The 24,428-nt window shown below is 72.5% G+C and carries 20 protein-coding genes and 3 pseudogenes; 9 read left to right on the top strand and 14 right to left on the bottom strand.

The annotated features are described in order from the left end of the window. Positions 1-55: 55 nt before the first annotated feature. A complete protein-coding gene (gene glnA / locus Prum_RS28410) occupies positions 56-1,480 on the top strand; it encodes a type I glutamate--ammonia ligase (RefSeq protein ID WP_173079267.1) in 1,425 nt (474 codons plus the stop codon). A gap of 156 nt (positions 1,481-1,636) precedes the next feature. On the opposite strand, the gene Prum_RS49735 is transcribed toward glnA, so the two are convergent. The 5 genes from Prum_RS49735 to Prum_RS28395 all read right to left on the bottom strand — a co-directional run bounded on the left by Prum_RS49735 (position 1,637) and on the right by Prum_RS28395 (position 6,423). After that, the gene (locus Prum_RS49735; protein ID WP_246278149.1) at positions 1,637-2,215 is read right to left on the bottom strand and encodes an esterase-like activity of phytase family protein; all 579 of its coding nucleotides are present in this window, start codon (positions 2,213-2,215) and stop codon (positions 1,637-1,639) included. Further along, positions 2,146-3,114 carry a choice-of-anchor I domain-containing protein gene (locus tag Prum_RS49730; RefSeq protein WP_218577369.1) on the bottom strand — a complete coding sequence of 323 codons (969 nt, stop codon included), beginning with the start codon at positions 3,112-3,114 and terminating at the stop codon, positions 2,146-2,148. The genes Prum_RS49735 and Prum_RS49730 overlap by 70 nt, the downstream gene beginning before the upstream one ends. Then, complete coding sequence (locus tag Prum_RS49725; RefSeq protein WP_218577368.1) at positions 3,111-3,779, bottom strand: YncE family protein; 669 nt, start codon at positions 3,777-3,779, stop codon at positions 3,111-3,113. The genes Prum_RS49730 and Prum_RS49725 overlap by 4 nt, the downstream gene beginning before the upstream one ends. A gap of 62 nt (positions 3,780-3,841) precedes the next feature. Then, positions 3,842-5,251, bottom strand: coding sequence for a pyridoxal phosphate-dependent decarboxylase family protein (locus tag Prum_RS28400; RefSeq protein WP_173079266.1), 1,410 nt, complete (start codon positions 5,249-5,251; stop codon positions 3,842-3,844). Beyond that, the gene (locus Prum_RS28395; protein WP_308785383.1) at positions 5,248-6,423 is read right to left on the bottom strand and encodes a glycosyltransferase 87 family protein; all 1,176 of its coding nucleotides are present in this window, start codon (positions 6,421-6,423) and stop codon (positions 5,248-5,250) included. The genes Prum_RS28400 and Prum_RS28395 overlap by 4 nt, the downstream gene beginning before the upstream one ends. Positions 6,424-6,453: 30 nt before the next feature. Here Prum_RS28395 and Prum_RS28390 point away from each other — a divergent pair, with 30 nt between their 5' ends. Further along, positions 6,454-8,025, top strand: a complete 1,572-nt coding sequence (locus tag Prum_RS28390; RefSeq protein ID WP_173079264.1) for a hypothetical protein — start codon at positions 6,454-6,456, stop codon at positions 8,023-8,025. Positions 8,026-8,083: 58 nt separating this feature from the next. On the opposite strand, the pseudogene Prum_RS28385 reads toward Prum_RS28390, so the two are convergent. Together Prum_RS28385 and Prum_RS28380 are read right to left on the bottom strand one after the other, a co-directional pair. Then, a pseudogene (locus tag Prum_RS28385) lies at positions 8,084-11,031 on the bottom strand (bifunctional [glutamine synthetase] adenylyltransferase/[glutamine synthetase]-adenylyl-L-tyrosine phosphorylase). Position 11,032: 1 nt separating this feature from the next. After that, on the bottom strand, positions 11,033-11,767 hold the full coding sequence (locus Prum_RS28380) for a type 1 glutamine amidotransferase (RefSeq protein ID WP_173079263.1): 735 nt from the start codon (positions 11,765-11,767) through the stop codon (positions 11,033-11,035). Between the two features lie 64 nt (positions 11,768-11,831). Between Prum_RS28380 and Prum_RS28375 the strand changes: the two genes are divergently transcribed. Both Prum_RS28375 and Prum_RS28370 read left to right on the top strand, forming a co-directional pair. Beyond that, positions 11,832-12,707, top strand: coding sequence for a S66 peptidase family protein (locus Prum_RS28375; protein ID WP_173084261.1), 876 nt, complete (start codon positions 11,832-11,834; stop codon positions 12,705-12,707). Positions 12,708-12,810: 103 nt separating this feature from the next. Next, complete coding sequence (locus Prum_RS28370) at positions 12,811-13,158, top strand: SPW repeat protein (protein ID WP_218577367.1); 348 nt, start codon at positions 12,811-12,813, stop codon at positions 13,156-13,158. Positions 13,159-13,236: 78 nt separating this feature from the next. Here the strand turns inward: Prum_RS28370 and Prum_RS28365 are convergent. The 3 genes and pseudogenes from Prum_RS28365 to Prum_RS28355 form a co-directional block, all read right to left on the bottom strand. After that, positions 13,237-14,003 (bottom strand): annotated as a pseudogene (locus Prum_RS28365) (dioxygenase family protein). Positions 14,004-14,011: 8 nt separating this feature from the next. Next, positions 14,012-14,401 carry a VOC family protein gene (locus tag Prum_RS28360; protein WP_246278148.1) on the bottom strand — a complete coding sequence of 130 codons (390 nt, stop codon included), beginning with the start codon at positions 14,399-14,401 and terminating at the stop codon, positions 14,012-14,014. Positions 14,402-14,449: 48 nt separating this feature from the next. Beyond that, entirely contained in the window at positions 14,450-15,145 is a 696-nt protein-coding gene (locus tag Prum_RS28355; protein WP_173079262.1) for a helix-turn-helix transcriptional regulator, read from the bottom strand. A gap of 185 nt (positions 15,146-15,330) precedes the next feature. Between Prum_RS28355 and Prum_RS28350 the strand changes: the two genes are divergently transcribed. Then, positions 15,331-15,819, top strand: coding sequence for a hypothetical protein (locus Prum_RS28350; protein WP_173079261.1), 489 nt, complete (start codon positions 15,331-15,333; stop codon positions 15,817-15,819). Positions 15,820-15,892: 73 nt separating this feature from the next. Here the strand turns inward: Prum_RS28350 and Prum_RS28345 are convergent, their stop codons facing one another. Beyond that, entirely contained in the window at positions 15,893-17,245 is a 1,353-nt protein-coding gene (locus Prum_RS28345) for a glutamine synthetase family protein (protein ID WP_173079260.1), read from the bottom strand. A 172-nt stretch (positions 17,246-17,417) separates the two neighbouring features. Here Prum_RS28345 and Prum_RS28340 point away from each other — a divergent pair, with 172 nt between their 5' ends. The 4 genes and pseudogenes from Prum_RS28340 (at position 17,418) to panB (ending at position 21,474) form a co-directional block, all read left to right on the top strand. Beyond that, a complete protein-coding gene (locus Prum_RS28340; RefSeq protein ID WP_173079259.1) occupies positions 17,418-18,143 on the top strand; it encodes a hypothetical protein in 726 nt (241 codons plus the stop codon). 34 nt (positions 18,144-18,177) lie between these two features. Beyond that, positions 18,178-19,934: pseudogene (locus Prum_RS28335) on the top strand (NAD+ synthase). A 25-nt stretch (positions 19,935-19,959) separates the two neighbouring features. Continuing rightward, entirely contained in the window at positions 19,960-20,532 is a 573-nt protein-coding gene (locus tag Prum_RS28330) for a Uma2 family endonuclease (protein WP_173079258.1), read from the top strand. A gap of 111 nt (positions 20,533-20,643) precedes the next feature. Beyond that, positions 20,644-21,474, top strand: a complete 831-nt coding sequence (gene panB / locus Prum_RS28325; RefSeq protein ID WP_173079257.1) for a 3-methyl-2-oxobutanoate hydroxymethyltransferase — start codon at positions 20,644-20,646, stop codon at positions 21,472-21,474. Positions 21,475-21,509: 35 nt separating this feature from the next. Here the strand turns inward: panB and Prum_RS28320 are convergent, their stop codons facing one another. The 3 genes from Prum_RS28320 to Prum_RS28310 are packed head-to-tail and all read right to left on the bottom strand — an operon-like array spanning position 21,510 to position 24,428. Then, positions 21,510-22,277 carry a helical backbone metal receptor gene (locus tag Prum_RS28320; protein ID WP_173079256.1) on the bottom strand — a complete coding sequence of 256 codons (768 nt, stop codon included), beginning with the start codon at positions 22,275-22,277 and terminating at the stop codon, positions 21,510-21,512. Continuing rightward, on the bottom strand, positions 22,274-22,966 hold the full coding sequence (npdG, locus tag Prum_RS28315; RefSeq protein ID WP_173079255.1) for an NADPH-dependent F420 reductase: 693 nt from the start codon (positions 22,964-22,966) through the stop codon (positions 22,274-22,276). Before npdG ends, Prum_RS28320 begins: the two co-directional genes overlap by 4 nt. Positions 22,967-23,009: 43 nt before the next feature. Next, positions 23,010-24,428, bottom strand: coding sequence for an RNB domain-containing ribonuclease (locus Prum_RS28310; protein ID WP_173079254.1), 1,419 nt, complete (start codon positions 24,426-24,428; stop codon positions 23,010-23,012).

Below are 24,428 nucleotides of genomic sequence, written 5' to 3'. Positions count from 1 at the left end.
CAGCCATACGGGCGGCGGAGCCGCCAATTGTTCAGCGACGTGCCAGGAGGACGTGTTGTTCGCCAATCCCGAGGAGCTCCTTCGGTACCTCAAAGACGAGGGCGTGAAGTTCGTCGACGTAAGGTTCTGTGACCTTCCCGGTGTGATGCAGCATTTCAACACGCCGATCGAGTCGTTCGATGAGTCCATCTTCACGGACGGTCTCGCCTTTGACGGTTCGTCGATCCGCGGTTTCCAGCAGATCCACGAGTCGGACATGCTGCTGCTGCCCGACCCCGCGAGCGCATACATCGACCCGTTCCGGACGCAGAAGACGCTCGCGCTCAACTTCTTCATCCACGACCCGTTCACCCGCGAGGCGTACTCCCGCGACCCGCGCAACGTTGCCAAGAAGGCCGAGGCATACCTGGCCGCCAGCGGCATCGCGGACACGGCCTACTTCGGCGCCGAGGCGGAGTTCTACATCTTCGACTCCATCCGGCACGAGACCGCGGCCAACAAGGCGTACTACTACATCGACTCGATCGAGGGCGCCTGGAACAGCGGTGCGGAGGAAGAGGGCGGCAACAAGGGCTACAAGACCGCCTACAAGGGCGGCTACTTCCCGGTGCCGCCGGTCGACCACTACGCCGACCTGCGCGACGAGATCGTGACGAACCTGATCGGCGCGGGCTTCACCGTCGAGCGTTCGCACCACGAGGTGGGCACCGCCGGCCAGGCCGAGATCAACTACAGGTTCTCCACGCTGCTGCACGCCAGTGACCAGATGCAGCTGTTCAAGTACATCGTGAAGAACACCGCCTGGGCCGCCGGCAAGACCGCCACGTTCATGCCCAAGCCACTCTTCGGCGACAACGGCTCCGGCATGCACACCCACCAGAGCCTCTGGCTGAACGGCGAGCCGCTGTTCTACGACGAGACCGGGTACGCCGGCCTGTCCGACACCGCCCGGTGGTACATCGGCGGCCTGCTGCACCACGCGCCGTCGCTGCTGGCGTTCACCAACCCGACCGTCAACTCGTACCGGCGCCTCGTGCCGGGCTTCGAGGCCCCGGTCAACCTGGTCTACTCGCAGCGCAACCGCTCGGCCTGCACGCGCATCCCGGTCACCGGCAGCAACGCCAAGGCCAAGCGCGTCGAGTTCCGGGTGCCGGACCCGTCGGCCAACGTCTACCTGGCCTTCTCCGCCATGATGATGGCCGGCCTCGACGGCATCAAGAGCAAGATCGAGCCGCCGGAGCCGATCGACAAGGACCTGTACGACCTGCCGCCGGAGGAGTGGGGCAGCGTCAAGCAGGTGCCGGGCTCGCTGCCGGCGGTGCTCGACTCGCTGGAGGCCGACCACGACTTCCTGCTCGAGGGCGGCGTGTTCACGCCGGACCTGATCGAGACCTGGATCTCCTACAAGCGGGAGAACGAGGTCGACCCGATCCGTCTCCGCCCGACCCCGCACGAGTTCGAGCTGTACTACAACGTCTAATCCGAAAGTCCGGGCCGTGAGTGCCGGCGCACCGCAAGGTGCGCCGGCACTCACGTCTTTCCACCCGCTCACCCCTGTGATCAAGGCGTCCTTCAAGTCGTTAGAACGACTTGAAGGACGCCTTGATCACAGGGGTGAGAGCTGCGCGCGAGAGAGCTAGAGGAGGCGGCCGAGGCGGAGGAAGACCGTCTCGCCCGTGGAGTCGTCGACGCCGTCGTTGTCGGTCACCGCGTACGTCCGGCCGTCGCCGCCGATCGCCAGGCCCTCGACCTTGTCCTGGACCCAGCCATTGCCGGCCCGCAGCAGCGGCAGCAGATCAGCCGCGAGCCGCTTGGTGACGGTGGGTAGGCCACTGCCGAACCCGGCCGGCACGTCGAAGACGTACACCCTCTTGACCTGCGCGGCGGGGCCGCGCCGGTTGTCCCGCTCGACCACCGCGAACGTGTCGCTGTCCACCGCCACCAGTTCGGACAGGCCGACCCACCCGCCGCTCGGTGCGGCATCCAAGGGGTACGCCAACCACGCCCACTTCTTGGTCGCCACCGTGTAGCGGCCGATCCGTACGAGGCCCTTCGGGTCGCCGCGCAGCTCCCGCTGGATCGCCACCCACACCTGCTCGCCGGAGCCGGAGCCGGTCACCGCGACGCCCTCGATGCCGTTGGTGGTCACCGCCGCGGCGACGCCGTCCGGCAGCGGCACCTCCTCGGCCACCGAACCGTCCGCCCTGAGGCGCACCAGGAGGTTGGGGGTGCTGGCGGAGCCCTCCACGCCCAGCCAATAGCCGCCACCGGTACGGGCGCGATGCCCTCGGCGTCGTACCCGACGGGCGCGCCGTCCTTGGTCACCGTGAGCTCGCCCACGATGCGCGCCGGCGTGGCCGCGGTGTCCACTGTGAGCAGTCGGGTCGGCGTGTAGACGCTGTCCGTCACCGAGACGAGGCGGTGCCGCTGGCCGGGTACGGCCGACAGCCCGGACAGCGCGCCCCAGCCGATGTCCTTGGTGGACACGATGGACGGGAAATCACCGCGGGCACCGAACCGGTAGATCTGCACCGAGGCCCGGATCCCGTCGCCGGGCAGTTCCTCCTCGCTGGCGACGACCACGAGGCCGCGGGACGGGGCGGTGACCACGCCCTCCGGCCCGTTGGTGGTCGGCAGCAGCTGCACGAAGCGCGGCTCCTTGGGGCGGCGTACGTCGTACACCGCCACGAAGTTGCCCCGCTCGGCGTTCACGAACAGGTACGGCGTGCCGCCGAACGTGCCCACCGCCACGCCCTCGGGCTCGGTGCCCTTGGCGTCGGAGCGGCTGTCCGGGTAGAGCCCGTACTTCACGGCGAGGTGCTCCAGGGCGTTGCCGCTGTCGAAGACCGGCCGGCCGGTGCGCTTGTCGAAGACGCTAAAGCCGCGCGAACCGCCCTCGTAGTCGCCCTCGTTCGCGGTGGCGAAGAGGTTGTCGTCGAGCCACACCACGCCGTCCGGCTCGCGCTTGGCGGTGATCGTGCCGTCCAGCGTGATGGCGCCGTCGTCCTCGGTGTCCACACCAGACACCGTGACCGCACCGGCGGAGAAGTGGTTGACCACCTTCCCGTCGCGCAGCCGCACGACGGCGAGGTGGTTGTTTTCCTGGAGGCTCACCACCGCCTCGTCGCGACGGTTGATGCTGACGTACTCCGGCTCCGGATCCTCGGGGCGACCGCGGCGAGGCCGGTCAGCGCGACCGTCGACAGTGTCCAGTCCCGGGTGTCCACGACGGACAGCCAGCCGGCGGGCGCCTGCGGGATGGCGCCGCCGTTGACGTCCTCGTCCCGCTCGTTCTCCACCGCGACGGCTATATACCGCCCGCTGGGCGCGACCGCGACCGAGTCGGGCTGGCCACCGAGCTCGTACGCGCGCACCACCGCCCGCGTCTTGACGTCGACAACCAGGAGTTGGCCGGACGGGTTGGCGAAGCTCTCGCTGGTGTTGACGGCGGCGAGTGCGTACCGGCCGAGGACGGCGACCGACGTGGGCTCGCCGGGCAGGTCGAGCACGCCGGCCGGGACCGGCTTGCCCGGGTCGGTGACGTCGAAGAACCCGAGGCGCTCCCCCGGGCTGTCGGTGTAGATCACAGTCCGGCCGTCGGAGCTGACCGCAGCGATCTCGGCGGCCGCCTCGTCGGTGATTTCGCTGTTGAGATAGGCGGGCACCGTGGCGACCCGACCGAACGGACCCTCGCCACCGTGCGCGGATGCCGGTACGGCGGGAAGCATCGATGCGACGAGCACCCCGGCCGCGACCGGCCCTATGTGTCTGCGCTTCATGCGCTGTGCCTACTGAGCCCGCCTGTCCACCCGGCCAACGGAGAGCGACCGCCAGGCGACGATCACCGGATGAGGGAGCGCACCACCTCGACGAACGTGTCGATGTCGGCCTCGGTGGTGCGCCAGTTGACGATGGCGGGGCGCAGGGCCACCTGGCCGTCGTAGACGGTGGTGCCGGCGAAGACCCGGCCGTCGTCGAGCAGGGCCTGGCCGAGCCGCCGGTTCAGGCCGTCCAGGGCCTCTTCGGGTACGCCCGCGGGCCTGGCCCGGAAGCACACGATGCACAGCGGCACCTCGGCCAGGCGTTCCAGGTCGGGTGCCTCGTCGACCAGCCGGGCGAGCCGCTGCGCCAGATCGAGGTGGCGCTCCACCATCGCCTGGTAGCCGGCCCGCCCGTACGCCGCGAGCGTGGCCCAGATCGGCAACGACCGGGCCCGGCGGGACGACTCGGGGCCGAGCATGGCGTACCCGCCACGCGGATCGTCGGCTGGCAGGTAGGCGGCGCCGGGCATGCCGAACGCGACGCCCAGGCGGGCCGGGTCGCGCAGGAACGCGAAGCCGCTCTCGTACGGCACGTTGAGCCACTTGTGCGCGTCGCAGGCGATCGAGTCGGCCCGCTCGATGCCCCGCACCAGCCCGGCGGTACGCGGGGACAGCGCCGCGAAGATGCCGAACGCCCCGTCGACGTGCAGCCAGGCGCCGTACCGCTCGGCGAGGTCGGCCAGCGCGTCGACCGGGTCGAAGTCGCCGGCGTTCACCTCGCCCGCGTTGCCGATGATCACCGCCGGGCCGGGCAGCGCAGCGAGCCGGCGTTCGAGCGCGTCGAGGTCGACCCGGCCCACGCGGTCACGGGCGTACACCTCGACGGACTGGCGCCCGTGGCCGAGCATCTGCAGCGCCTTGCGGGCGCTGGCGTGGACGTACCCGCCGGACAGCACCGGCATCCGGGGCAGCCCGGCCAGCCCGTCGGCCGCGACGTCGACGCCCTGCCGCTCGCCCCACCAGTGGGTGGCCGCCGCGAGGCCGGTGAAGTTGGCGAACGTCGCGCTCGCCACCAGCGCCCCGCCGTACGACTCGGGCAGCCCGAACAGTTCCCGCAGCCACCCCAGCGCCACCGTCTCCACCTCGGTCGCGAAGGCGGAGGAGGTGCGGAAGGCGGCGTTCTGGTCCAGGAGCGAGGCGGTCCAGTCGGCGGCGAGCGCGGCCGGTGTCACCCCGCCGATGACGAAGTGGAAGAAGCGGGGGCCGGCCGAGTGCGTGCCGGCCGCCGTACCAATGCGCAGGAGCCGGCCCACGGTGGCGGCCGAACCCTCACCCTTTTCCAGAACGTCGGTGGACAGCTCGCGCAGGAGCGGCGCGGACGCCGGGTCGAGGACCGGGCGGTCGGCGAGCGAGTCGAGGTACGGCGCGGCGGCGTCGTGGACCTGGCGCAGGACCGCCTCGGCGTCGGTGTCGAGCAGTGGATCGGTCATGCCCTCACGATGCCCCGATCGGCGACCTTGTCAGAGGACCAATCGGGAAGTCGTGGTGTCCGGTCTTGGACTGGCAGCACCAGCAGCAGCGCGATACTGATCCACACGTACGCGTTGCTGCCGAGGAAGCCGGTGATCCCGCTGGACCCGCGCTCCCAAATCCAGACAAACCGGCTAATCAGCAGCCCGTACGCGAAGACGGCGAAACCGAGCAGGCGGCGATCGCGCGCGGCGACCACCCGGTCGAAGAGCAGGATGAGCGCGGGCAGCAGCCAGACCAGGTGGTGTACCCAGGTGACCGGGCTGACCAGGCAGCCGACGATGCCGGTCAGCGCGAGGCCGGTCTTCTCGTCCGCGCCCCGCACCCGCCACACCCACACGGCGAGCGTCGCGACCACGAGCACGAGCCAGAGCACCCGGCTCGGGTGGGTGGGGTCGAGGCGGGCGACGACGCCCTGCAGCGACTGGTTCGACACGAAGGACAGCGAGCCGACCCGGTTCGTGTTCCAGAGTGCTGACGTCCAGAACTCGCGGGACGCGTCCGGTGCGACCGCCGCCGCGAAGAGGGTGGCGCCGAGAGCGGTGGCGCTGGCCGTGACCGCGGCGCGCCAGCGGCGGGTGACCAGGAGGTACACGATGAAGACGCCCGGGGTGAGCTTGATCGCGGTGGCCAGCCCGACGCCGACGCCGGCCCAGCGACTACCCCGTGACAGCAGCAGGAGCAGGTCGGCCGCCACCAGGAAGAGCAGCAGCGTGTTGACCTGGCCGAAGGTGACCGTCTCGCGCATCGGCTCGAACGCGGCGGCGAGGCACAGCGCGACCGCGAACGCGAACCACCGGGTCCAGCCCTCCCGGCGCGCGACCGGGTCGACCAGCCACCACACGACCAGCGCCGACGTGACGGCGGCCGCGGCCGTGCTGATCACGATCGCGACGGGCCACGAGACGTACGCCATCGGCAGCATGATCAACGCGGCGAACGGCGGATACGTGAAGCCGTACTTGCTGTCCGGCTTGAGCCAGTCGTAGATCTGGCCGCCGTCGTGCACCCAGTAGTTGATCGCGCCGTAGTAGACCCGCAGGTCGAAGTACCGGTGCCAGATCGTGGCGACGCTCAGGAAGGCAGCCGTCGCGAGCACGAGCGCGACGGTGATGGCGATCCTCCTGTGCACGCAAACCATGCTGCCAGTACGGTGTTCGCGATGGGGAATCGGGAGCGGACCGTGATCGCCCCCACCGCCGTGCTGGCGACCGTGCTCGGCGCGCTGTACCTGGCGCTGCCGAAGATGGGCTCCGACCTGTCCGCCCAGGTGGCCCGCGCCGGCTTCTTCGCCGATCACGGCCTGACCCCGATCGACCTGCGCTGGTACGGCGGCACCAACCAGTTCGGCTACAGCCTGGTGTCACAGCCCGTGATGGCCCTGATCGGGGTACGGGTGACCGGCGCGCTCGCCCTCCTCGGCGCGGCGGTGGCGTTCGCCGCGCTGCTCGTACGGACCGGGGTGCCCCGGCCGCTGCTCGGGAGCCTGGTCGGCGCCGTCTGCATCGCCGGCAATCTGGTCTCCGGCCGGGTCACGTACGCCCTGGGGGTGGCGTTCGGGCTGTGCGCGCTCCTCGCTCTCCCCAGGCGGTACGTCGCCGCCGCCCTGGCCCTGCTCGCCTCGGCGACCAGCCCGGTGGCGGGACTCTTCCTCGGCCTGGCCGGGGTCGCCCTGTTTCTGACCAGGCGGCGCGAGGGCGCGTTGCTCACGATCGCGGCCGCCGTCCCGCTCAGCGTCACCGCGCTCCTGTTCGGCGAGGGCGGCTGGATGAACATCAGCCGCACCGACGCCGTCCACGCGATCGTGACGAGCCTGGCCGTGGCGGTGCTGGTCGCGTACCCGGCGGTCCGGGTCGGCGCGCTGCTGTCCGCGGGCGGGGTGCTGCTCGCCGCGCTCGTGCACACCCCCGTCGGCCTGAACGCCACCCGGCTGGCGGCGATGTTCGCGCTGCCGGTGCTGGCCGCCTGCGCCCGCCTGCCCCGGCCGCCGTCCGGCGCCCGCTCGCCGCGGATCACCGCCCGCGTGCACCTGCCCCGTCGGGTACGCCGCCGGTGGGCGACCGCCGGGCTCGCCGGCACGCTGGCGCTGGTGTACTGGTGGCAGCCGCCCGTGGTCTGGGACGACCTGCGCGACCGGGGCAACCCGACGAGCGACCCCGCGTACTTCGCGCCGCTGCTGGCCGAGCTGCGGGCGCGCCAGCCGGCCGGGCGGATCGAGGTGCCGCCGACCCGGGACTACTGGGAGGCGGCGTACCTGGACGGCTTTCCGCTGGCCCGCGGCTGGCTGCGGCAGGTCGACATCGCCCGCAACACGCTCTTCTTCGAAACCGTGCCCGGCGCGGCCGGCACTGGGGTGCCGCTCACCGCCGACGCGTACCGCGCCTGGCTGGCCGCGAACGCGGTCGAGTTCGTGGCCGTACCCGATGCGCAGTTGTCGTGGGTGGGGCGCGCGGAGGCGGCGCTGGTGCCCCAGGTGCTGACCGAGGTGTGGTCCGGCCCGCACTGGCGGCTCTACGCGGTGCCCGACCCGGTCCCGATCGTCGCCGCGCCGGCGACACTGGTCGCGCAGGACGCGGCCAGCCTCACGTTCGAGGCGCCCGCCGCGGGCAAGGTCCGCGTCAAGCTGCGCCACAGCCGCTGGCTCCGGGTGAACGGCGACGCCGCGCTGGAGCCCGACGGCGCCTGGCTGGCGGTGCTGGTCCCCGCGGCCGGCCGCTACACCATCACGTCATGAGTGCATGCAAGGGCACCTTGCTATGCAAAAAGCGATAACAAGGTGCCCTTCCTTGCACTCAGGGCGAGGCTAGGACGCGTTCTACGGCGGCGCGGGAACGGCGGGTGGTGCGCAGGTAGTGGTCTAGGAACTCGCCGCCGTCGGAGCTCCCCAGGAGGTGGGCCACGCCGGCCAGCTCGGGGCCGTGCCGCGGGAGCTGGTCGGTGGGGCGGCCGCGGACCAGCGTCAGGGCGTTGCGGACCCGGGCCGCGAGGGTCCAGCCGGCGGCCATCGCCGCGGCGTCCGCGGCGGACACCAGGCCGGCCTCGCGGGCCGCCACCAGCGCATCGAGGGTACGCGTGCAGCGCAGTTCCGGCCGCGCGTACGCCTGCCGCAGTTGCAGCAACTGGACCGCCCACTCGACGTCGGCCAGCCCGCCCCGGCCGAGCTTGGCGTGCGTGGCCGGGTCGGCGCCCCGGGGCAGGCGCTCGGTCTCCACCCGCGCCTTGATCCGCCGGATCTCGATGGTCTGCTCGCGGGTCAGCCCGTTCGCCGGGTAGCGCACCGAATCGGCCAGCGCCTCGAACTCCAGGCCCAGCGACCGGTCCCCGCACACGTACCGCGCGCGCAGCAGGGCCTGCGCCTCCCACACCTTCGACCAGCGCGCGTAGTACTGCTGGTACGCCGCCAGGCTACGCACCAGGGGACCCTGCCGGCCCTCCGGTCGCAGGTCGGCGTCGACGCCCAGCGGCGGGTCCGGCGCGGGCCGGCCGAGCTGGCGGCGCAGCTCCTCGGCGACGGCGTGCGCGGCACCGCTGGCGGCGTCCTCGGCGGCGCCGGGCGGCGGGTCGTAGACGAAGAGCACATCCGCGTCCGACGGGTAGCTCATCTCGTACCCGCCGAGCCGGCCCATGCCGATCACCGCGAAGCGCAGACCCGGCATCGGCGGCACCGCGCCGAGCGCGATCCGCAGCGCCGCCGCGAGCGTCGCATCGGTCACATAGGACAGTGCACTCCCGACACCGATGACGTCGAGCGGCTGCGGGGGCGCGAGCGAGCCGGCCTGGCCGAGCACGTCGGCACAGGCCACCCGGAAGAGCTCCCGCCGGCGCAGCGCGCGTACCGCCACGATGGCCTCGTGCGGGTCGCCATGCCGCTCGGCCACCGCGCCGAAGCCTTCCCGCAGCACCTCGCGGGCCCGGGGGCCAGCTCCGCGTCGTCGGCGAGCAGCCGCAGCGCCTCGGGGTCGCGGGCGAGCAGGTCGGCGACGTACCGGGACAGGCCGAGCGCGCGGGCCAGCCGCAGCGCCACCGGCCCCTCGTCGCGCAGCAGCCGCAGGTACCACGGCGTACCGCCGAGCTTGTCCGAGACCTGGCGGTAGCTGAGCAGGCCGCGATCCGGCTCCGGCGCGTCCGCGAACACCTCCAGCAGCACGGGCAGCAGCGTGCGCTGGATCGCCGACGTACGGGACACGCCGCCGGTCAACGCCTCGATGTGGCGCAGCGCGGTGCCCGGATCGGCGAACCCGAGGATCTGCAGGCGTTTGCGGGCCGATTCGGGGCCGAGCCGCAGCGACTCCGCCGGCACCCGGGCCACCGCCTCCAGCAGCGGCCGGTAGAGCAGTTTGGCGTGCAGCCGCCGTACCTCGGCGGCGTGCGCGACCCAGTCGGCACGGAACGCCTCGACGGCGCCGCGCTCCGGCGTACCCGCGTAGCCGAGCGCCTGGGCGAGCCAGCGGACGGCGGCCGGGTCGGTCGGAACCGTGTGGGTGCGGCGCAGCGCCTGCAACTGGAGCCGGTGCTCGACGGCGCGCAGGAAGCGGTAGCCGCGCAGCAGCCCTTCGCCGTCGGCGCGGCCGACGTAGCCGCCGGCCACCAGGGCCCGCAGCGCCGGCAGCGTGCCCGGCGTGCGCAGCGACTCGTCCACCCGGCCGTGCACGAGCTGCAGCAGCTGCACCGCGAACTCGATGTCGCGCAGCCCACCCGGGCCCCGCTTGATCTCCCGTTCCAGCTCGCGCGCCGGCACGTTGTCGACGATCCGGCGGCGCATCGCGCGCACGTCCTCGACCGCCTCGGGGCGTTCGGCGGCGTGCCAGACGAGCGGCGCCAGCTGGTCGATCCACTCACGCGCCAGCTCGGTGTCGCCCGCGGCCGGGCGGGCCTTCAACAGCGCCTGAAACTCCCACGTCCGGGCCCACCGCCGGTAGTACGACAGGTGGCTGGCCAGCGTGCGCACCAGCGGGCCGCGGCTGCCCTCCGGCCGCAACGCGGCGTCGACCTGCCAGGCGACCTGGCCGCAGATGGCGATCAGCCGGGCCGCCACGGTCGTGCCGGCGGCAAGGTCCTCATCGGACGCCGCCACGAAGATGACGTCCACATCGGACACATAGTTGAGCTCGTAGCCGCCGCACTTGCCCATCGCCACCACCGCCAGCCGGGGCTTCGTCGGCACCTCGCGCACGGCGATGTCGTACGCCGCGGCCAGGGTCGCGTCGGCCAGCGCCGACAGCGCGGCCATCGTCTGCTCCAGGCCGCGGCCACCGGTGAGGTCGGCCGCCGCGATCCGCAACAGCGCCTGCCGGTACGCCATCCGCAGCACCGGTACGGTGAGCGCGCTCAGCTCCAGCGTGCCGTCCGCGTTCGGGGCGACGCCGTCCTTCTCGGTGACCAGCGCGCCCCACTGGTCCGGGTTGGCCACCAGGTGGTCGCCGAGGGCAGAGGAGGCGCCGAGCACCGCCACGAGCCGCCGGCGCAGCCCCGCGTCGCCCGCCAGCGCATCGAGGACCCCACCGTGGTCCGCCTCCACCAGGCGGTGCAGCTGGCGCAGCGCGAGGTCCGGATCGGCCGCCCGGGACAGCGCGGCGAGCAGCTCGGCGGCGGCCGCGTCGGTGGGCTCCTGGGTGGCCGGGTCCCACAGCCCGAGCCCGGCAGGCCCGAGCAGGTCGGCCGCGCGGGCGCCGTAGGCGGCGTTCGCGACCCCGAAGCCGTACCGGGCGAGCCTCGCCTGGGCGCTGCTGGGCCGCGTCACGCTACTGCCCCAGGATCGGCAGCGGCCGGCGGGCGTCCCGCAGCTGGCCGAGCGCCAGCGCCGCGAACCGGGCCGCGAACGGCTGCCACACCTCCTCGACGTCCACCATCACCGCGTCGCAGGCGGCGATCACGTCTTCGGCCTCGTATCCCTCGGGCGCGCTCCGGGCCCAGTCCGCGATCATCGCGGTGTCGCACTCGATGTGGAACTGGAGCCCCCACGCCCGCTCGCCGAGCCGGAACGCCTGGTGCGGGTAGCGCGTCGAGGCGGCCAGCAGCACCGCCCCGGCCGGCAGCTCGACGATCTCGTCGAGGTGCCACTGGAGCACGTCGGGCGCCAGCGGGACGTACCGGAAGAGCAGGTCGCTCTCGGCCGCGTCGCGCCGGCCGACCAGCGCCGGCCCGATCTCCGGGCCGGCGGCGCTGCGTTCCACCACGCCGCCGTGCGCGGTCGCCAGCAGCTGCGCGCCCAGACAGACACCCAGCGTGGGTACGCCGTGGCGGGTCGCCTTGCGCAGCAACGCCTCCACGTCGTCGAACCACGGCGCGCGGGGCGGGTACGCGGACTGCTCCCCGCCGAGCACCACCAGCGCGGCGTACCCGTCGAGGTCCGGCGGGAGCGCGTCCCCGGCGTACGGCCGGAGCACGTCGAGCCGGAGCCCCGCCTCGGTCAGCCACTCCCCCAGCCGCCGCGGGTCGTCCGACGGGTCGTTCTCGATCACCAGCGCCGTGTCCACATACCGAGGCTATCGTCCTAGCGTGACCGTCCTTGCACCCGCGCTGCGGCCCGGCGACACCGTGATGCTCGTCTCGCCCTCCGGGCCGACCCGGCCCGACCGCGTCGCCCGCGGCATCGAGCTGCTGACCGGCTGGGGCCTGCGGCCGGTGCTGGCGCCCCACGCGTACGCCCGGCACGGCTATCTGGCCGGCGCCGACGAGCTGCGGGCGGCCGACCTCAACGCCGCGTTCGCCGACCCGGACGTGCGCGGCGTCCTGTGCACGCGCGGCGGGTACGGCGCCCAGCGGGTGGTCGACGCGATCGACATGGCGGCCGTCCGGCGCGACCCGAAGGTGGTGACCGGCTTCTCCGACATCACCGCGCTCCAGCTCGCGCTCTGGCGGGGCGCCCGACTGGCCACTGTGCACGGTCCCGGCGTCGCCTGGCTGGACAGCCGTACGCCGCCCGTCTCGGCGCAGTCGCTGCGCAGCGCGCTGATGACGACCGAGCCGGTGGTGGTGAAGCGGTCCGAGGGCGAACAGACCGCGCCCGTCCTGGTGCCCGGTACGGCCACCGGCGTCCTGCTCGGCGGCAACCTCAGCCTCGTCGCGTCGTCCGTGGGCACCCCGGACATGCCCGACCTCACCGGCGCGATCCTGCTCGTCGAGGACGTCCAGGAGGCACCGTACAGAGTGGACCGGATGCTGACCCACCTGCGCCGCGCGGGCGTACTGGCCGGGCTGGCGGGCGTGGCGGTCGGGCAGTTCACCGACTGCGCCGACGACTGGGCGGTGGGCGTGTCCGAGGTGCTCGCCGACCGGCTGGGCGACCTGGGCGTACCGGTGCTCGGCGGCCTGCCCATCGGTCACGGCGCCGGCCAGCTCACCGTGCCGGTGGGCACGCTCGCCACCGTGGATGCCACTGCGGGGATATTGACGGTTTCGCCCGGTGTGACATGATTCAGGGGAGTACTTCATAAGGAGGTGGGTCTGCGATGACCACGCAAACCCCAGGATTGAGGAACACCCGGACATCGCCGCACTTCGCGCACGGTACGACCGGGTGGCCGAGACCCCGACGGCACAGGCGGTCGACGGCCTGACCCTGCTGACCGGCCTGTATCTGGCGATGTCCTCGTGGATCGTCGGCTTTGTCGGCCCGCTGGCCATAAGCAACCGCTTCACCGGGCTCGCGGTCGCCCTGCTCGCCCTCGTCTTCGCCGCCAACTTCGGGCGCACGCACGGCATCGCCTGGGTGATCCCGGTGCTGGGCGTCTGGGCGATCATTTCGCCGTGGCTGGTCGACGGCCCGACCGCCCGCGACGCGGCGGTCGTCAGCAACATCATCGCCGGCGCGCTGACGGTCCTCTTCGGCCTCGGCATGACATCGGCCGGCATGCGCCGCACCTAGCCACGGCCGACCCCGTGATCAAGGCGTCCTTCAAGTCGTTATAGCGACTTGAAGGACGCCTTGATCACGGAGTGGGGGTCAGTTGAACTGCCAGGAGCGCTTGGCCATCCCGTACCAGAAGCCGTCGATGACCGCCTGGTCCGTGCCGGGGTCGTCCACAGTGGAGCCGAGCGCGACGAAGAGCGGCGCGAAGTGCTCCGTACGCGGGTGAGCCAGCCGGGCCGCCGGTGCCTTGCGCTCGAAGTCGAGCAGCGCGTCGACGTCCCGGTCGGCGACCGCCCGGTCGACCCAGTCGTCGAACTCCCGTGACCAGGCCGGCGCCGGCCCGTCGGTGCCCAGCTCGAAACGGATCGCGCGCAGGTTGTGCGTGGTGAACCCGCTGCCCACGATCAGTACGCCCTGGTCCCGCAGCGGCGCGAGGCTCCGCCCGACCTCCAGCAGCACCTTCGGGTCGAGGCTCGGCAGGGAGATCTGCAGCACCGGGATGTCCGCCTCCGGGTACATCTCCACCAGCGGTACGTACGCCCGTGGTCGAGCCCGCGATCGGGGTCCTCGTGGACGCCGCCCAGCAGCTTGCCGACGTCGGCGGCCAACTCGGGCGCGCCCGGCGCCGGGTAGGTCACCTCGTAGTAGTGCCGCGGGAAGCCGTAGAAGTCGTACGTCAGCGGCACGGTCGTGGTCGCGCCGACCGCGGTCGGCGCCGCCTCCCAGTGGGCCGAGGCCACCAGGATCGCCCGCGGCCGCGGCAGCTCGGCCGACCATGCGGCGAGCTGTCGCGTCCACAGTGGATCGTCGGCCAGCGGCGGGGCGCCGTGGCTCAGGTAGATAGCGGGGAGCCTGGTCATCCCCGAGTCTACGACTCAGAAGTTGAGAGTTCAACTACTCCCGGAGCGTAGACGCCGAAGTGGTTGCCCGCCGGGTCGAGCAGGTGCGCGAACACCAGCCCACCGTCGGCCTGCCGCGGCGGCACCAGCACCTTGCCGCCCGACGCCTCAGCCCGCCGGCAGGTCTCCTCGACGTCGGCCACCACGACCAAGAACACCGCGTAGTTGGGCACCTGGCCACCGGTGGCGAAGAGCCCGCCGCGGATCGATGCCTCCGCCGGAGTGCTCACGATCCGGTACGGCCTTACCTCACCCTCGTCGTTGGCGAACGTCCACCCGAACAGGCCGCCGTAGAACCGCTCCGCGGTCGCCGGGTCGTCCGTGGCGATCTCGAACCAACCAATCCCGTTAGTCATCATGCGCACAGGCTCGACCCGAGCGGCGACACCGTCCTGTCGGTGTTTCCCTCAGGTGAGTGTGAGCTGGCGCACCAGGTCGGCCGGGATGTCCAGGTCTTCGGCCGCGAGCGGGCGCGGTGGCGCGATCTCGCCGGTGGCGATCACCGACTCGATCCGGTCGGTGCGGAACGCCCGCACCGCGGCGCGCAGCCGGCACCAGGCCACCAGGTACCAAAACTCGCGGTTTCCGACGTACCCCAAAGGCTCGATGCTGCGGGTGGTCGAGAAGCCGTGGCGGTCCGCGTACTCGATGCGCAGGACCGTGCGGGCGTGCAGCGCGTCGGCGACGACGCGCGGGACGGTCGGCGCGGGCGTGCCGCCGACCAGGTGCACCCGCCCGGCCAGCTCGCGCGCGGCGTCGGCGTCGCGCTCGGACATCACGCCGACCAGCTTGCGCAGCGCCGACGCGGCGTCGGCGTGGAACGGCGTGCCGCCGAGCTTGTAGAGCGCGACCGCCATCGCGACCGCCTCGGTCGGCGAGACGTTGAGCGGGGGCAGCGAGCGGGACTTGTCGAGGACGTAGCCGCCCGCCCGGCCGGTCACCGCGTAGATCGGCACCCCGGACTGCAACAGCGCGCCGATGTCCCGCTCGACCGTGCGGGTGCTGATCTCGAACCGCTCCGCCAGCCAGCGCGCGCTGCGCGGCCGCGGGGCCACCGCCCGGAGCTCCTCCACGAGGGCATAGAGCCGGTCAGTGCGATTCATAGAACGAATGTACGACGACAGTACGACATCGCTATGGTCCCGCTGAGAACGCACAACCGCGAAGGCGTACGTATGCCGCGTTCCGGGCGATGATTTTCAGGTTCCGGACAGGTTCCGCATGGCCCCGGGCCAGGTCACACCCCCATGGTCGGTGGTAGCCCGTTCCAAGCAAAACCGGAGGTTTGATGTCTAGCCGAATATCGAAGAAGACCGCGCTCACCGGGCTGGCCGCCGCGGGCGTGCTAGCGGTGGGCATCGCGGCGCCCGTAGCCGCGTTCGCGCAGGACAAGTCGAGCGCGCCGTCGGCCGGCCAGTACGGCTACGGCAACCGCCCGGACCGCGCCCAGCACGACGAGGAGTTCGCCGCCGCCCTGGCCAAGGAGCTGGGCATCCCCGAGGACAAGGTCGCCGACGCGCTGAGCAAGGTCCGCGAGCAGTTCCGCGCGGACAAGCCCGACAAGCAGGCGCCCACCGAGCAGGACAAGGCCGACCGGCAGGCCGCGTTCAAGGCGCGGCTGGACCAGGCGGTCAAGGACGGCAAGCTCACCCAGGAGCAGGCCGACGCGATCCTCAAGGCGTACGAGGCCGGCGTGCTCCCGGGCGGCGGCGGCCGCGGCCCAGGCGGCGGACCCGGTGGTGGCGCGCCGGGTGGCGCCCCACGCGGCGGCAAGTAACCCACAGACCGGTGCCGCCCGGGGCGCCCCTCCCTCACGGGCGCCCCGGGCGGCACCACGTACGCCGGTGGCGCTACAGGGCGCCTAGGTAGCGCTGGCGCTCGTATGGGGTGACCTCGCGGCGGTACTGCTCCCACTCGGCCCGCTTGTTGCGCAGGAAGAAGTCGAAGACGTGCTCGCCGAGCACCTCGGCGACCAGCTCCGACTGGGCCATCACGTCGATCGCCTCGGAGAGGTTTTCCGGCAGCGCCTCGTACCCCATCGCCTTGCGCTCGGCGTTGGACAGCGCCCACACGTCGTCCTCGGCGCCCGGCGGCAGCTCGTACCCCTCCTCGATGCCCTTCAGGCCGGCGCCCAGCAGGACCGCGAACGCCAGGTACGGGTTGGTGGCCGAGTCGAGCGAGCGGACCTCGACGCGGGCCGAGTTGGGCTTGCCGTACGCGGGCACCCGCACGAGCGCCGAGCGGTTGAGGTGGCCCCAGCAGACGTACGCGGGGGACTCGGTGATCCGGTCGGGCAGGGCCTGCGGGAAGAGCCGCTTGTACGAGTTGACCCACTGGTTGGTGACCGCCGTGTACTCCCGGGCGTGCACCAGGAGCCCGGCGATGAACGCGCGGGCCACCTTGGAGAGCTTCATCGGGTCGCTGGCGTCGTGGAACGCGTTGCGCTCGCCCTCGAACAGCGAAAGGTGCGTGTGCATGCCGCTGCCCGGCTGGTCGGTGAACGGCTTCGGCATGAAGGTGGCCCGCACCCCGTGCGAGAGCGCCACCTCCTTGACCACGTGCCGGAACGTCATGATGTTGTCGGCCGTGGTGAGCGCGTCGGCGTAGCGCAGGTCGATCTCCTGCTGGCCGGGGGCCACCTCGTGGTGGCTGAACTCCACCGAGATGCCGATCCGCTCCAGGGCCAGCACGGCCTGCCGGCGGAAGTCGCGGGCGACCGCGTGGGTGGTGTGGTCGAAGTAGCCGCCGGCGTCGACCGGGATCGGCACCGAGCCGTCGGCGGGACCGTTTTCCAGCAGGAAGAATTCGATCTCGGGATGGGTGTAGAAGGTAAAGCCCTTCTCGGCGGCCTTGGACAGCGCGCGGCGCAGCACGTGGCGCGGGTCGGCCCAGGAGCCGCTGCCGTCGGGGAGCAGGATGTCGCAGAACATCCGGGCGCTCTCGCCGCTGACGCCACCCTCGAACGGGAAGACCTGGAACGTGGTCGGGTCGGGCATGGCGATCATGTCGGACTCGAAGACGCGCGCGAAGCCCTCGATGGCCGAGCCGTCGAAGCCGATGCCCTCCTCGAAGGCGGCCTCCAGCTCGGCGGGCGCGACGGAGACGCTCTTGAGCGTGCCGAGCACGTCCGTGAACCACAACCGGACGAACCTGATGTCGCGCTCCTCCAATGTGCGGAGGACGAACTCCTGCTGACGGTCCACTTCCTACCCCTACCTGCTGCGGGCCTCGCTGGCGGCCCAGTCTTCCCGTATCCCGTTACGCCGACGTTACGTGACCAGGACCCCGACCGCTGTACCGGGGCGGCGCCCAGCCGGCGCGCAACCTGTCCGGTTCGTGGCCGTTGATACCAAACGTACGGGAGGGGACGACGCCATGCCATGGAACTGGCCGCGCCGGCGCACGATCACGGGCGGCGTCGCGCTCGGCGGTGCGCTCACGGTCGTACTCGTGCTGGCTGGTGTGATCCACGTGCGGGTGACCGACGGGGCTCCGTCGGCGGCGGACGCGAGCCCGTCCGCGCAGCTCGGACCGCTGACCGCGATGCAGCCGGAGCTGGCCGACGCGCTGCTGTCCGGCGGCGATCTGCCGGAGGGCTACCGCGACGCCACCGCGACGCCCGAGCCCGCAGCCGCCGGCCGGGGGCGCACCGAGGGGTGCCGGACGCTCTTCGAGCGCCCGTGGGACGTGGCCGGTGCGGGCGCCACCGAGCGGGCCGTCGGCGGCTACGCCGGGCCGGAAACCGGGGCGCTGCTGCGCCAGGCACTGGCGCTCTTCGAGCCGGGCGGCGCCGCCCGCGCCGTCGGGGAGCTGCGGCGCGCGTCGGGCTCGTGCCCCAGTTCGACGCCCGGCTGGAGGACGGCACGGCCGTCCGGGTGCAATTGCGCGAGATGGCGGTCGGGCGGGTCGGCGATGAGGCGTACGCGGTGCGCCTCACCACCAGCGGCAACGGTGTCACCCGGTACGGCTATCTGGCGGCCGGCCGGCTCGGCTCGGTGCTGTCCGTGCTCCGCGAGCTGGGGCCGGCCGCGGTCGGGCCCGAGCAGGTGGCGAGCACCCTCGACCGGGCGCTGGACCGGGCGGCCGCGCGCAATCTCATAGCGCGCGAGTGGGGCGGACCGGGGAAGATGGACCCATGCCGACCTTGCGTCTCGCCCTCGCCCAGGTAAACCCGACCGTCGGCGACCTGCCTGGCAACGCGGCCATCGTGCGCGAATGGAGCCGGGCCGCCGCCGACTCCGGTGCCCAACTGGTGGCGTTCCCGGAGATGATGCTGACCGGTTACCCCGTCGAGGACCTGGTCTTCCGCGAGTCGTTCGTGGCGGCGTCCCAGGCGGCGCTGCACCGGCTCGCCGCCGACCTGGCCGGGGACGGCCTGGGCGACCTGCCCGTCGTGGTGGGCTACCTGGACGCCGACGGGCCGGCCCGGGTCAGCTCCGAGGCGTCGCCCGACCGCGGCCCCCGGGACGCGCTCGCGCTGCTGCACGGCGGTCGGGTGGCGGCCACCTACTACAAGCACCACCTGCCCAACTACGGGGTGTTCGACGAGGACCGCTACTTCGTGCCCGGCGACACGCTGACCGTCGTACGGATGGCGGGGGTCGACGTGGCGCTGACCGTGTGCGAGGACATCTGGCAGGCCGGCGGGCCGTTCGCGGTGGCCCGGCAGGCGCGCGTCGGGCTGGTCGTCAACATCAACGGCTCGCCGTACGAGCTGGACAAGGACGACGTACGGCTGCCGCTCGTGCAGCGCCGCGCCGCCGAGGCCGGTGCCGCGGTGGCGTACGTCAACATGGTCGGCGGCCAGGACGAGCTGGTCTTCGACGGCGACTCGATCGTGGTGGCCGCCGACGGGACGCTGCTCGCCCGCTCCCGCAGTTCGCCGAGCACCTGCTCATCCACGACGTGGAGCTGCCGCCCGCCGCACTCGACGCGCCGACCGGCGACCTCGGCGAGATGAGGGTGGACCGCGTCGCCGTGGCGCCGCTGCCCGCCGCGCCGGCCGGCACCGTGGAGGGCGGCATCGCCGTGCGCGTCACGAACGAGGCCGAGGTGTGGCACGCGCTGGTGCTGGGACTGCGCGACTACGTGGACAAGAACGGCTTCCGGTCGGTCGTCCTGGGCCTGTCCGGCGGCATCGACTCCTCCGTGGTCGCCGCGATCGCGGTGGACGCGCTCGGCCCGCACCGGGTGGTCGGCGTCTCCATGCCCAGCCAGCACTCGTCCGGCCACTCCCGCGACGACGCGGCCGACCTCGCCAAGCGCACCGGGCTCGACTACCGGGTCGAGGCGATCCAGCCGATGGTCGACGCCTTCCTGGCGAACATGTCGCTGTCCGGCCTCGCGGTGGAAAACCTCCAGGCCCGGGTGCGCGGCGTGATCCTCATGGCACTGTCCAACCAGGAGGGTCACCTGGTGCTGACCACCGGCAACAAGAGCGAGCTGGCCGTCGGCTACTCCACTTTGTACGGTGACTCGGTCGGCGGCTTCAACCCACTCAAGGACGTCCCGAAGACGCTGGTGTGGAAGCTCGCCACGTGGCGCAACGCCGAGGCCGAGCGGCGCGGCAGCGAGCCGCCCATCCCGGACAGCTCGATCACCAAGCCGCCGAGCGCCGAGCTGCGGCCCGGACAGCTCGACACCGACTCGCTCCCGGACTACGCCGAGCTGGACGCGATCCTCGCCGGGTACGTCGACGGTGACAAGGGCCGGGACGAGCTGGTCGCGGAGGGTCACGACCCGGCCGTGGTGGACCGGGTGCTGCGGCTGGTGGACGGGGCCGAGTACAAGCGCCGCCAGGCCGCGCCCGGCACCAAGATATCGATCAAGGCGTTCGGCCGGGACCGCCGCCTGCCCATCACGAACCGCTGGCGCGAGCCATCGAGCAGCTAGACTTGCCTGGTTGAAGGGAGGTGCCATGACCACCGTGCATCCAGGGCCAGCCGCTCGGGTCGAGCTGCCCAACCGCGAGCTCACCCTCGACGACGTCGCCGAACTCGCCGCCCGCGACAGCGGGCATCGCTACGAGCTGGATAACGGTAACCTCCTCGTCATGGCGCCAGCCGACGTCGATCACCAACAGGTAATGATGCGGCTGGCCATTTGGTTCATTACAAACGGATGCGACAGCGATCTGGTGCTCGCAACCCCGGGTCTGCGCATCAGCGAACGGACATCGGGACGCTGTCCCGACCTCCTCATCACGCGCCGCCGTCCCGACGGCCGGACCGTGTGGGTAGATCCCGCCGACGTGGCATTGGTCGTCGAGATCGTCTCGCGTGGTTCGGAGAAACTCGACCGCATGATCAAGCCGGACGAATACGCACGCGCCGGCATCGTCTACTACTGGCGTGTGGAACGCGGCGGCAACGACACAACAGTCCACCAGTACCAGCTCGGACGGGACGAGCGGGGCGAGCCGGCCTATGTCAGCCACCAAGCGGTGCTGCTGACCGAGCTGCTGGCGGGCCAACCGCCCACACTGGCGTAACGCGTGTGAAATCTTCCACTAACACCTGACGTCCGTCCCTTCGTCGATGCGACCATCGGCGTAGGCCCGGGGACCGCAAAAAGCGCGGCCTCGAGGCGAGAGGAGACGACGATGTCAGAGCCGACCCTGTATGGCGGCCCCACCACCCGACGGGTTCGTACCCGTGACCTGATCGCGGCCAAGCAGCGCGGCGAGCGCTGGCCGATGCTCACCTCGTACGACCAGTACACCGCGTCGATCTTCGACGAGGCCGGCATCCCGGTCCTGCTCGTCGGCGACTCCGCGGCCAACAACGTGTTCGGCTACGAGACCACCGTCCCGGTCACGGTCGACGACCTGCTCCCCCTGGTCCGCGCCGTCGTACGCGCCACCAAGCGCACGCTCGTGGTCGGCGACCTGCCGTTCGGCTCGTACGAGGAGGGGCCGACGCAGGCGCTCCGCACCGCCGTGCGGTTCATGAAGGAGGGCGGCTGCCACGCCGTCAAGCTCGAAGGCGGGCGCCGGGTGGCCGCGCAGATCGCCGCGATCACGGGCGCCGGCATCCCGGTGATGGCCCACGTCGGCTTCACCCCGCAGAGCGAGCACGTCATCGGCGGCTACCGGGTGCAGGGGCGCGGCGACGCGGCCGAGGACGTGGTGGCCGACGCGCACGCGGTCGCCGAGGCCGGCGCGTTCGCGGTCGTGCTGGAGATGGTGACCAGCGAGGTCGCCAAGCGGATCACCCACGACCTGGCGATCCCGACGGTCGGCATCGGCGCGGGCCCGGACACCGACGCGCAGGTGCTCGTCTGGCAGGACATGGCCGGCCTCCGCACCGGCAAGGGCCCCCGCTTCGTCAAGCGCTACGCCGACCTGGCCGGCGCGCTGACCGCCGCGACGCAGCAGTTCGCGGAGGAGGTCCGCGGCGGCGAGTTCCCCGGCCCCGAGCACGCCTTCCACTAGCCCCCATCTCAGTGATCAAGGCGTCCCTCAAGTCGTTATAGCGACTTGAGGGACGCCTTGATCACGGTGGAGAGGACCGGGCGGGCCTCGGCCAGCGACGGGCCGTACCACGTGAGGTGGCGGCCGGACACCAGCGCGTAGGGGATGCCGGGGAACGACTCGGGGCCGTCCTCCGCCGTGAACGCATATGGCTCGTCGGGGAGCACGACCAGGTCGGGACGGCGAGCCACGATCTCCGCCAAGGGCGGGCGGGGATAGCGGTCGGGCGACTCGGCGTACTCGTTGACGATGCCCAGCCGCAGCAGGACGTCGCCGGCGAACGTACCCCCGCCCAAAACCACCCACGGCCGGCGCCAGACCGGCACGACCGCCCGCCGCGGCGGTCCGGCCGCGGGCGGCGCCCACGCCGCCCGCGCCTCGCCCAGCCACCGCGGCGCCGGCGCGCCGAGCAGCGCCAGCATCCGCTCCAGCGACGCGAACGCCTCGTCCAGCGTCCGCGGATACGTCACCCACACCGGCACACCGGCGACCCGCAGCGCCTCGACGTCCTCCCGCCGGTTCTCCTCCGCGTTCGCCACCACCACATCGGGTACGAGGGAAAGCACGCGCTCCACCGACGGGTACTTCGAGCCGCCCACCCGCGGCACGTCGAGTCCGGGCGGATGGGTGCAATAGTCGGTCGCCCCGACGAGCAGCCCCGGCACGCTCACCGCGATCGCCTCGGTCAGCGACGGCACGAGGGAGACGACCCGGCGGGGCGGACCGGCGAGGGCCGCCTCGGCGCCGAGGTCGTCGCGCTTCACAGGTCGGTGACCCGCACGCCCGCGTGCGCCTTGTAGCGCTTGTTGATGGCGATGAGGTTGGCCGTGAACGCCTCGATCTGGTGGGCGTTGCGCAGCCGGCCGGCGTACACCCCGCGCATGCCCGGGATGCGCCCGGCGAGCGCGGCGACCGTCTGCACCGCGTCCCGGTCCTCCCCGCAGACCAGCACGTCCAGGTCGATCCGGTCGACCTCGGGGTCGGCCAGCAGCGGCGCGCTGACGTGGTTGAACGCGGCGCACACCGTCGAGTCCGGCAGCAGCGCGGCGCACTGCTGGACCGCGCTCCCCTCGGCGACCGGCAGCGCGTACGGGCCCTGCTTGTCGAAGCCCAGCGGGTTGACGCAGTCGACGACCAGCTTGCCGGCGAGCGGCTCGCGCAGCGACGCGACCGTGGCCGCGTGGCCGTCCCACGGCACCGCGATGATGACGACGTCGGAGCGGCGGGCCACGTCGACGTTGCCGCCGCCCTCGGGGGCGCGGGTCACGCCGGGCAGGCTCGCGATCTCCGCCGCCGCGTGCACGGCGCGCTCCGCCGCGCGGCTGCCGATGAGCACGGTCTGGCCGGCGCGCGCGAAGCGGTAGGCCAGCCCGCGCCCCTGGTCTCCGGTGCCGCCGATGATGCCGACCACGTGGCCGGTCACGTCGGGCAGGGCGGTCGCGTCGTAAGCCATGCACGCATCCTCCCACCCGCGCCCACCGCCGGACTTGTGATGTTCAACCCGCCCGCGTGAAAAGCACCTTGCGCTGCCCGGGGTCGGCCGTCACCAGCCGTACCCGGATCCGCTCCCCCAGCGGCAGCTCGCCCTCGCACCGGGCGCGCACCGGCGGCTCGTCGAGCGCGACCAACCCGCCCGGCGTGCGCTTCGGGCGGTCGTCGACGTCCAGCACGGCCGCGTCGAACTCCTCGCCCACCCGGCCGGACAGCAGCACCGCCTCGGTGAGGTCGACCGCGCCGCGCTCGGCCGCCGACGCGGCCCGGTCGGTGCCGGCCATCACATCCGGCAGTTGGGACAGTGCCGTGCCGGCCCAGTCGGGCACCTGTGCGCCGCCGTGCAGGGCCAGGCAGACCTCCGTGGCGTACCGGTCGGCCAGGCGGCGCAGCGGCGCCGTCACGTGGGCGTACGGGGCGGCCACCGCGCCGTGGCCCGGGTCGTCCGGCACCTTCCCGTCGAACGCCGTGTAGCCCGCGCCGCGCATCAGCTCGGCCGCGTGGTCGAGGAACGCCGCCGCGCGCGGCTGTGCCGGGTCGATGCTCGCCACCACCCGCCCCACCGCGGCGCCGTCGGGCCACTCGATGCCGAGGCCGGCAGCGGCGGTACGGAGCCGCCGGATCGCGTCCGGGCGCGGCGCCGGCATGGTGCGCAGTAGCCCGATCCCGCCGGCGAGCATGATGTCGGCGGCGGCCATCCCGGTCAGCAGCGAGATCTGCGCGTTGAACTCCTCGACCGGGTACGGCGCGCGCAGCACGAGCCGCCAGCCGCCGTTGTCCGGTTCGATGTCCTGCTCGGGGAGCGGGAGGCTGATGGCGCCCCGGTTCAGCCCTCTGGCGACCAGGAGCGCGCCGATCTCGGGCAGCGCGGCGATCGGTTCCGCCAGCCGCCCGGCTGCCAGGTCGGCCTGTACGCCGGCGTAGTCCAGCTTCGCCCGGCTACGCACCCGCGCCCGCTCCAGCCGTACGGCCACAGTGGACCCGTCCGCGTCGAGGTCGATCGTCCACACCACGGCGGCCCGCTCGACATCGGGCAGGAGGCTGACCGCGTCCTCGCTCAGCGCGACCGGGTGCAGCGGGACCTTGCTGTCCGGCAGGTAGACGGTCTGGCCGCGCTTCCAGGTCTCCGCCTCCAGCGCGCCGCCCGGTCGCACGTACGCGGCGACGTCGGCGATGGCGTAGTGCACGCGGTACCCGCCGCCGGCGCGCCGTTGCAGGCACATCGCCTGATCGAGATCGCGCGACGTGGGCGGGTCGATCGTGACGAACGGGACGTCCGTGCGGTCGGCGGCCGGCAGCGCGGTGCCGGCGACCGCCTCTTCCGCTTCGCGCTGCGCCGCGGGCGGGAACGCCTCCGGCAGTTCCAACTCGCGGCGCAGTGCGCTGAAATCAATGCGGGGCGCCAGTACGCGTCGAATCACCAC

Source organism: Phytohabitans rumicis (assembly GCF_011764445.1).
Lineage (GTDB): Bacteria > Actinomycetota > Actinomycetes > Mycobacteriales > Micromonosporaceae > Phytohabitans > Phytohabitans rumicis.
Note: the sequence above shows the minus strand (reverse complement) of the source record. Positions and strands in the feature narration are given on the sequence as shown.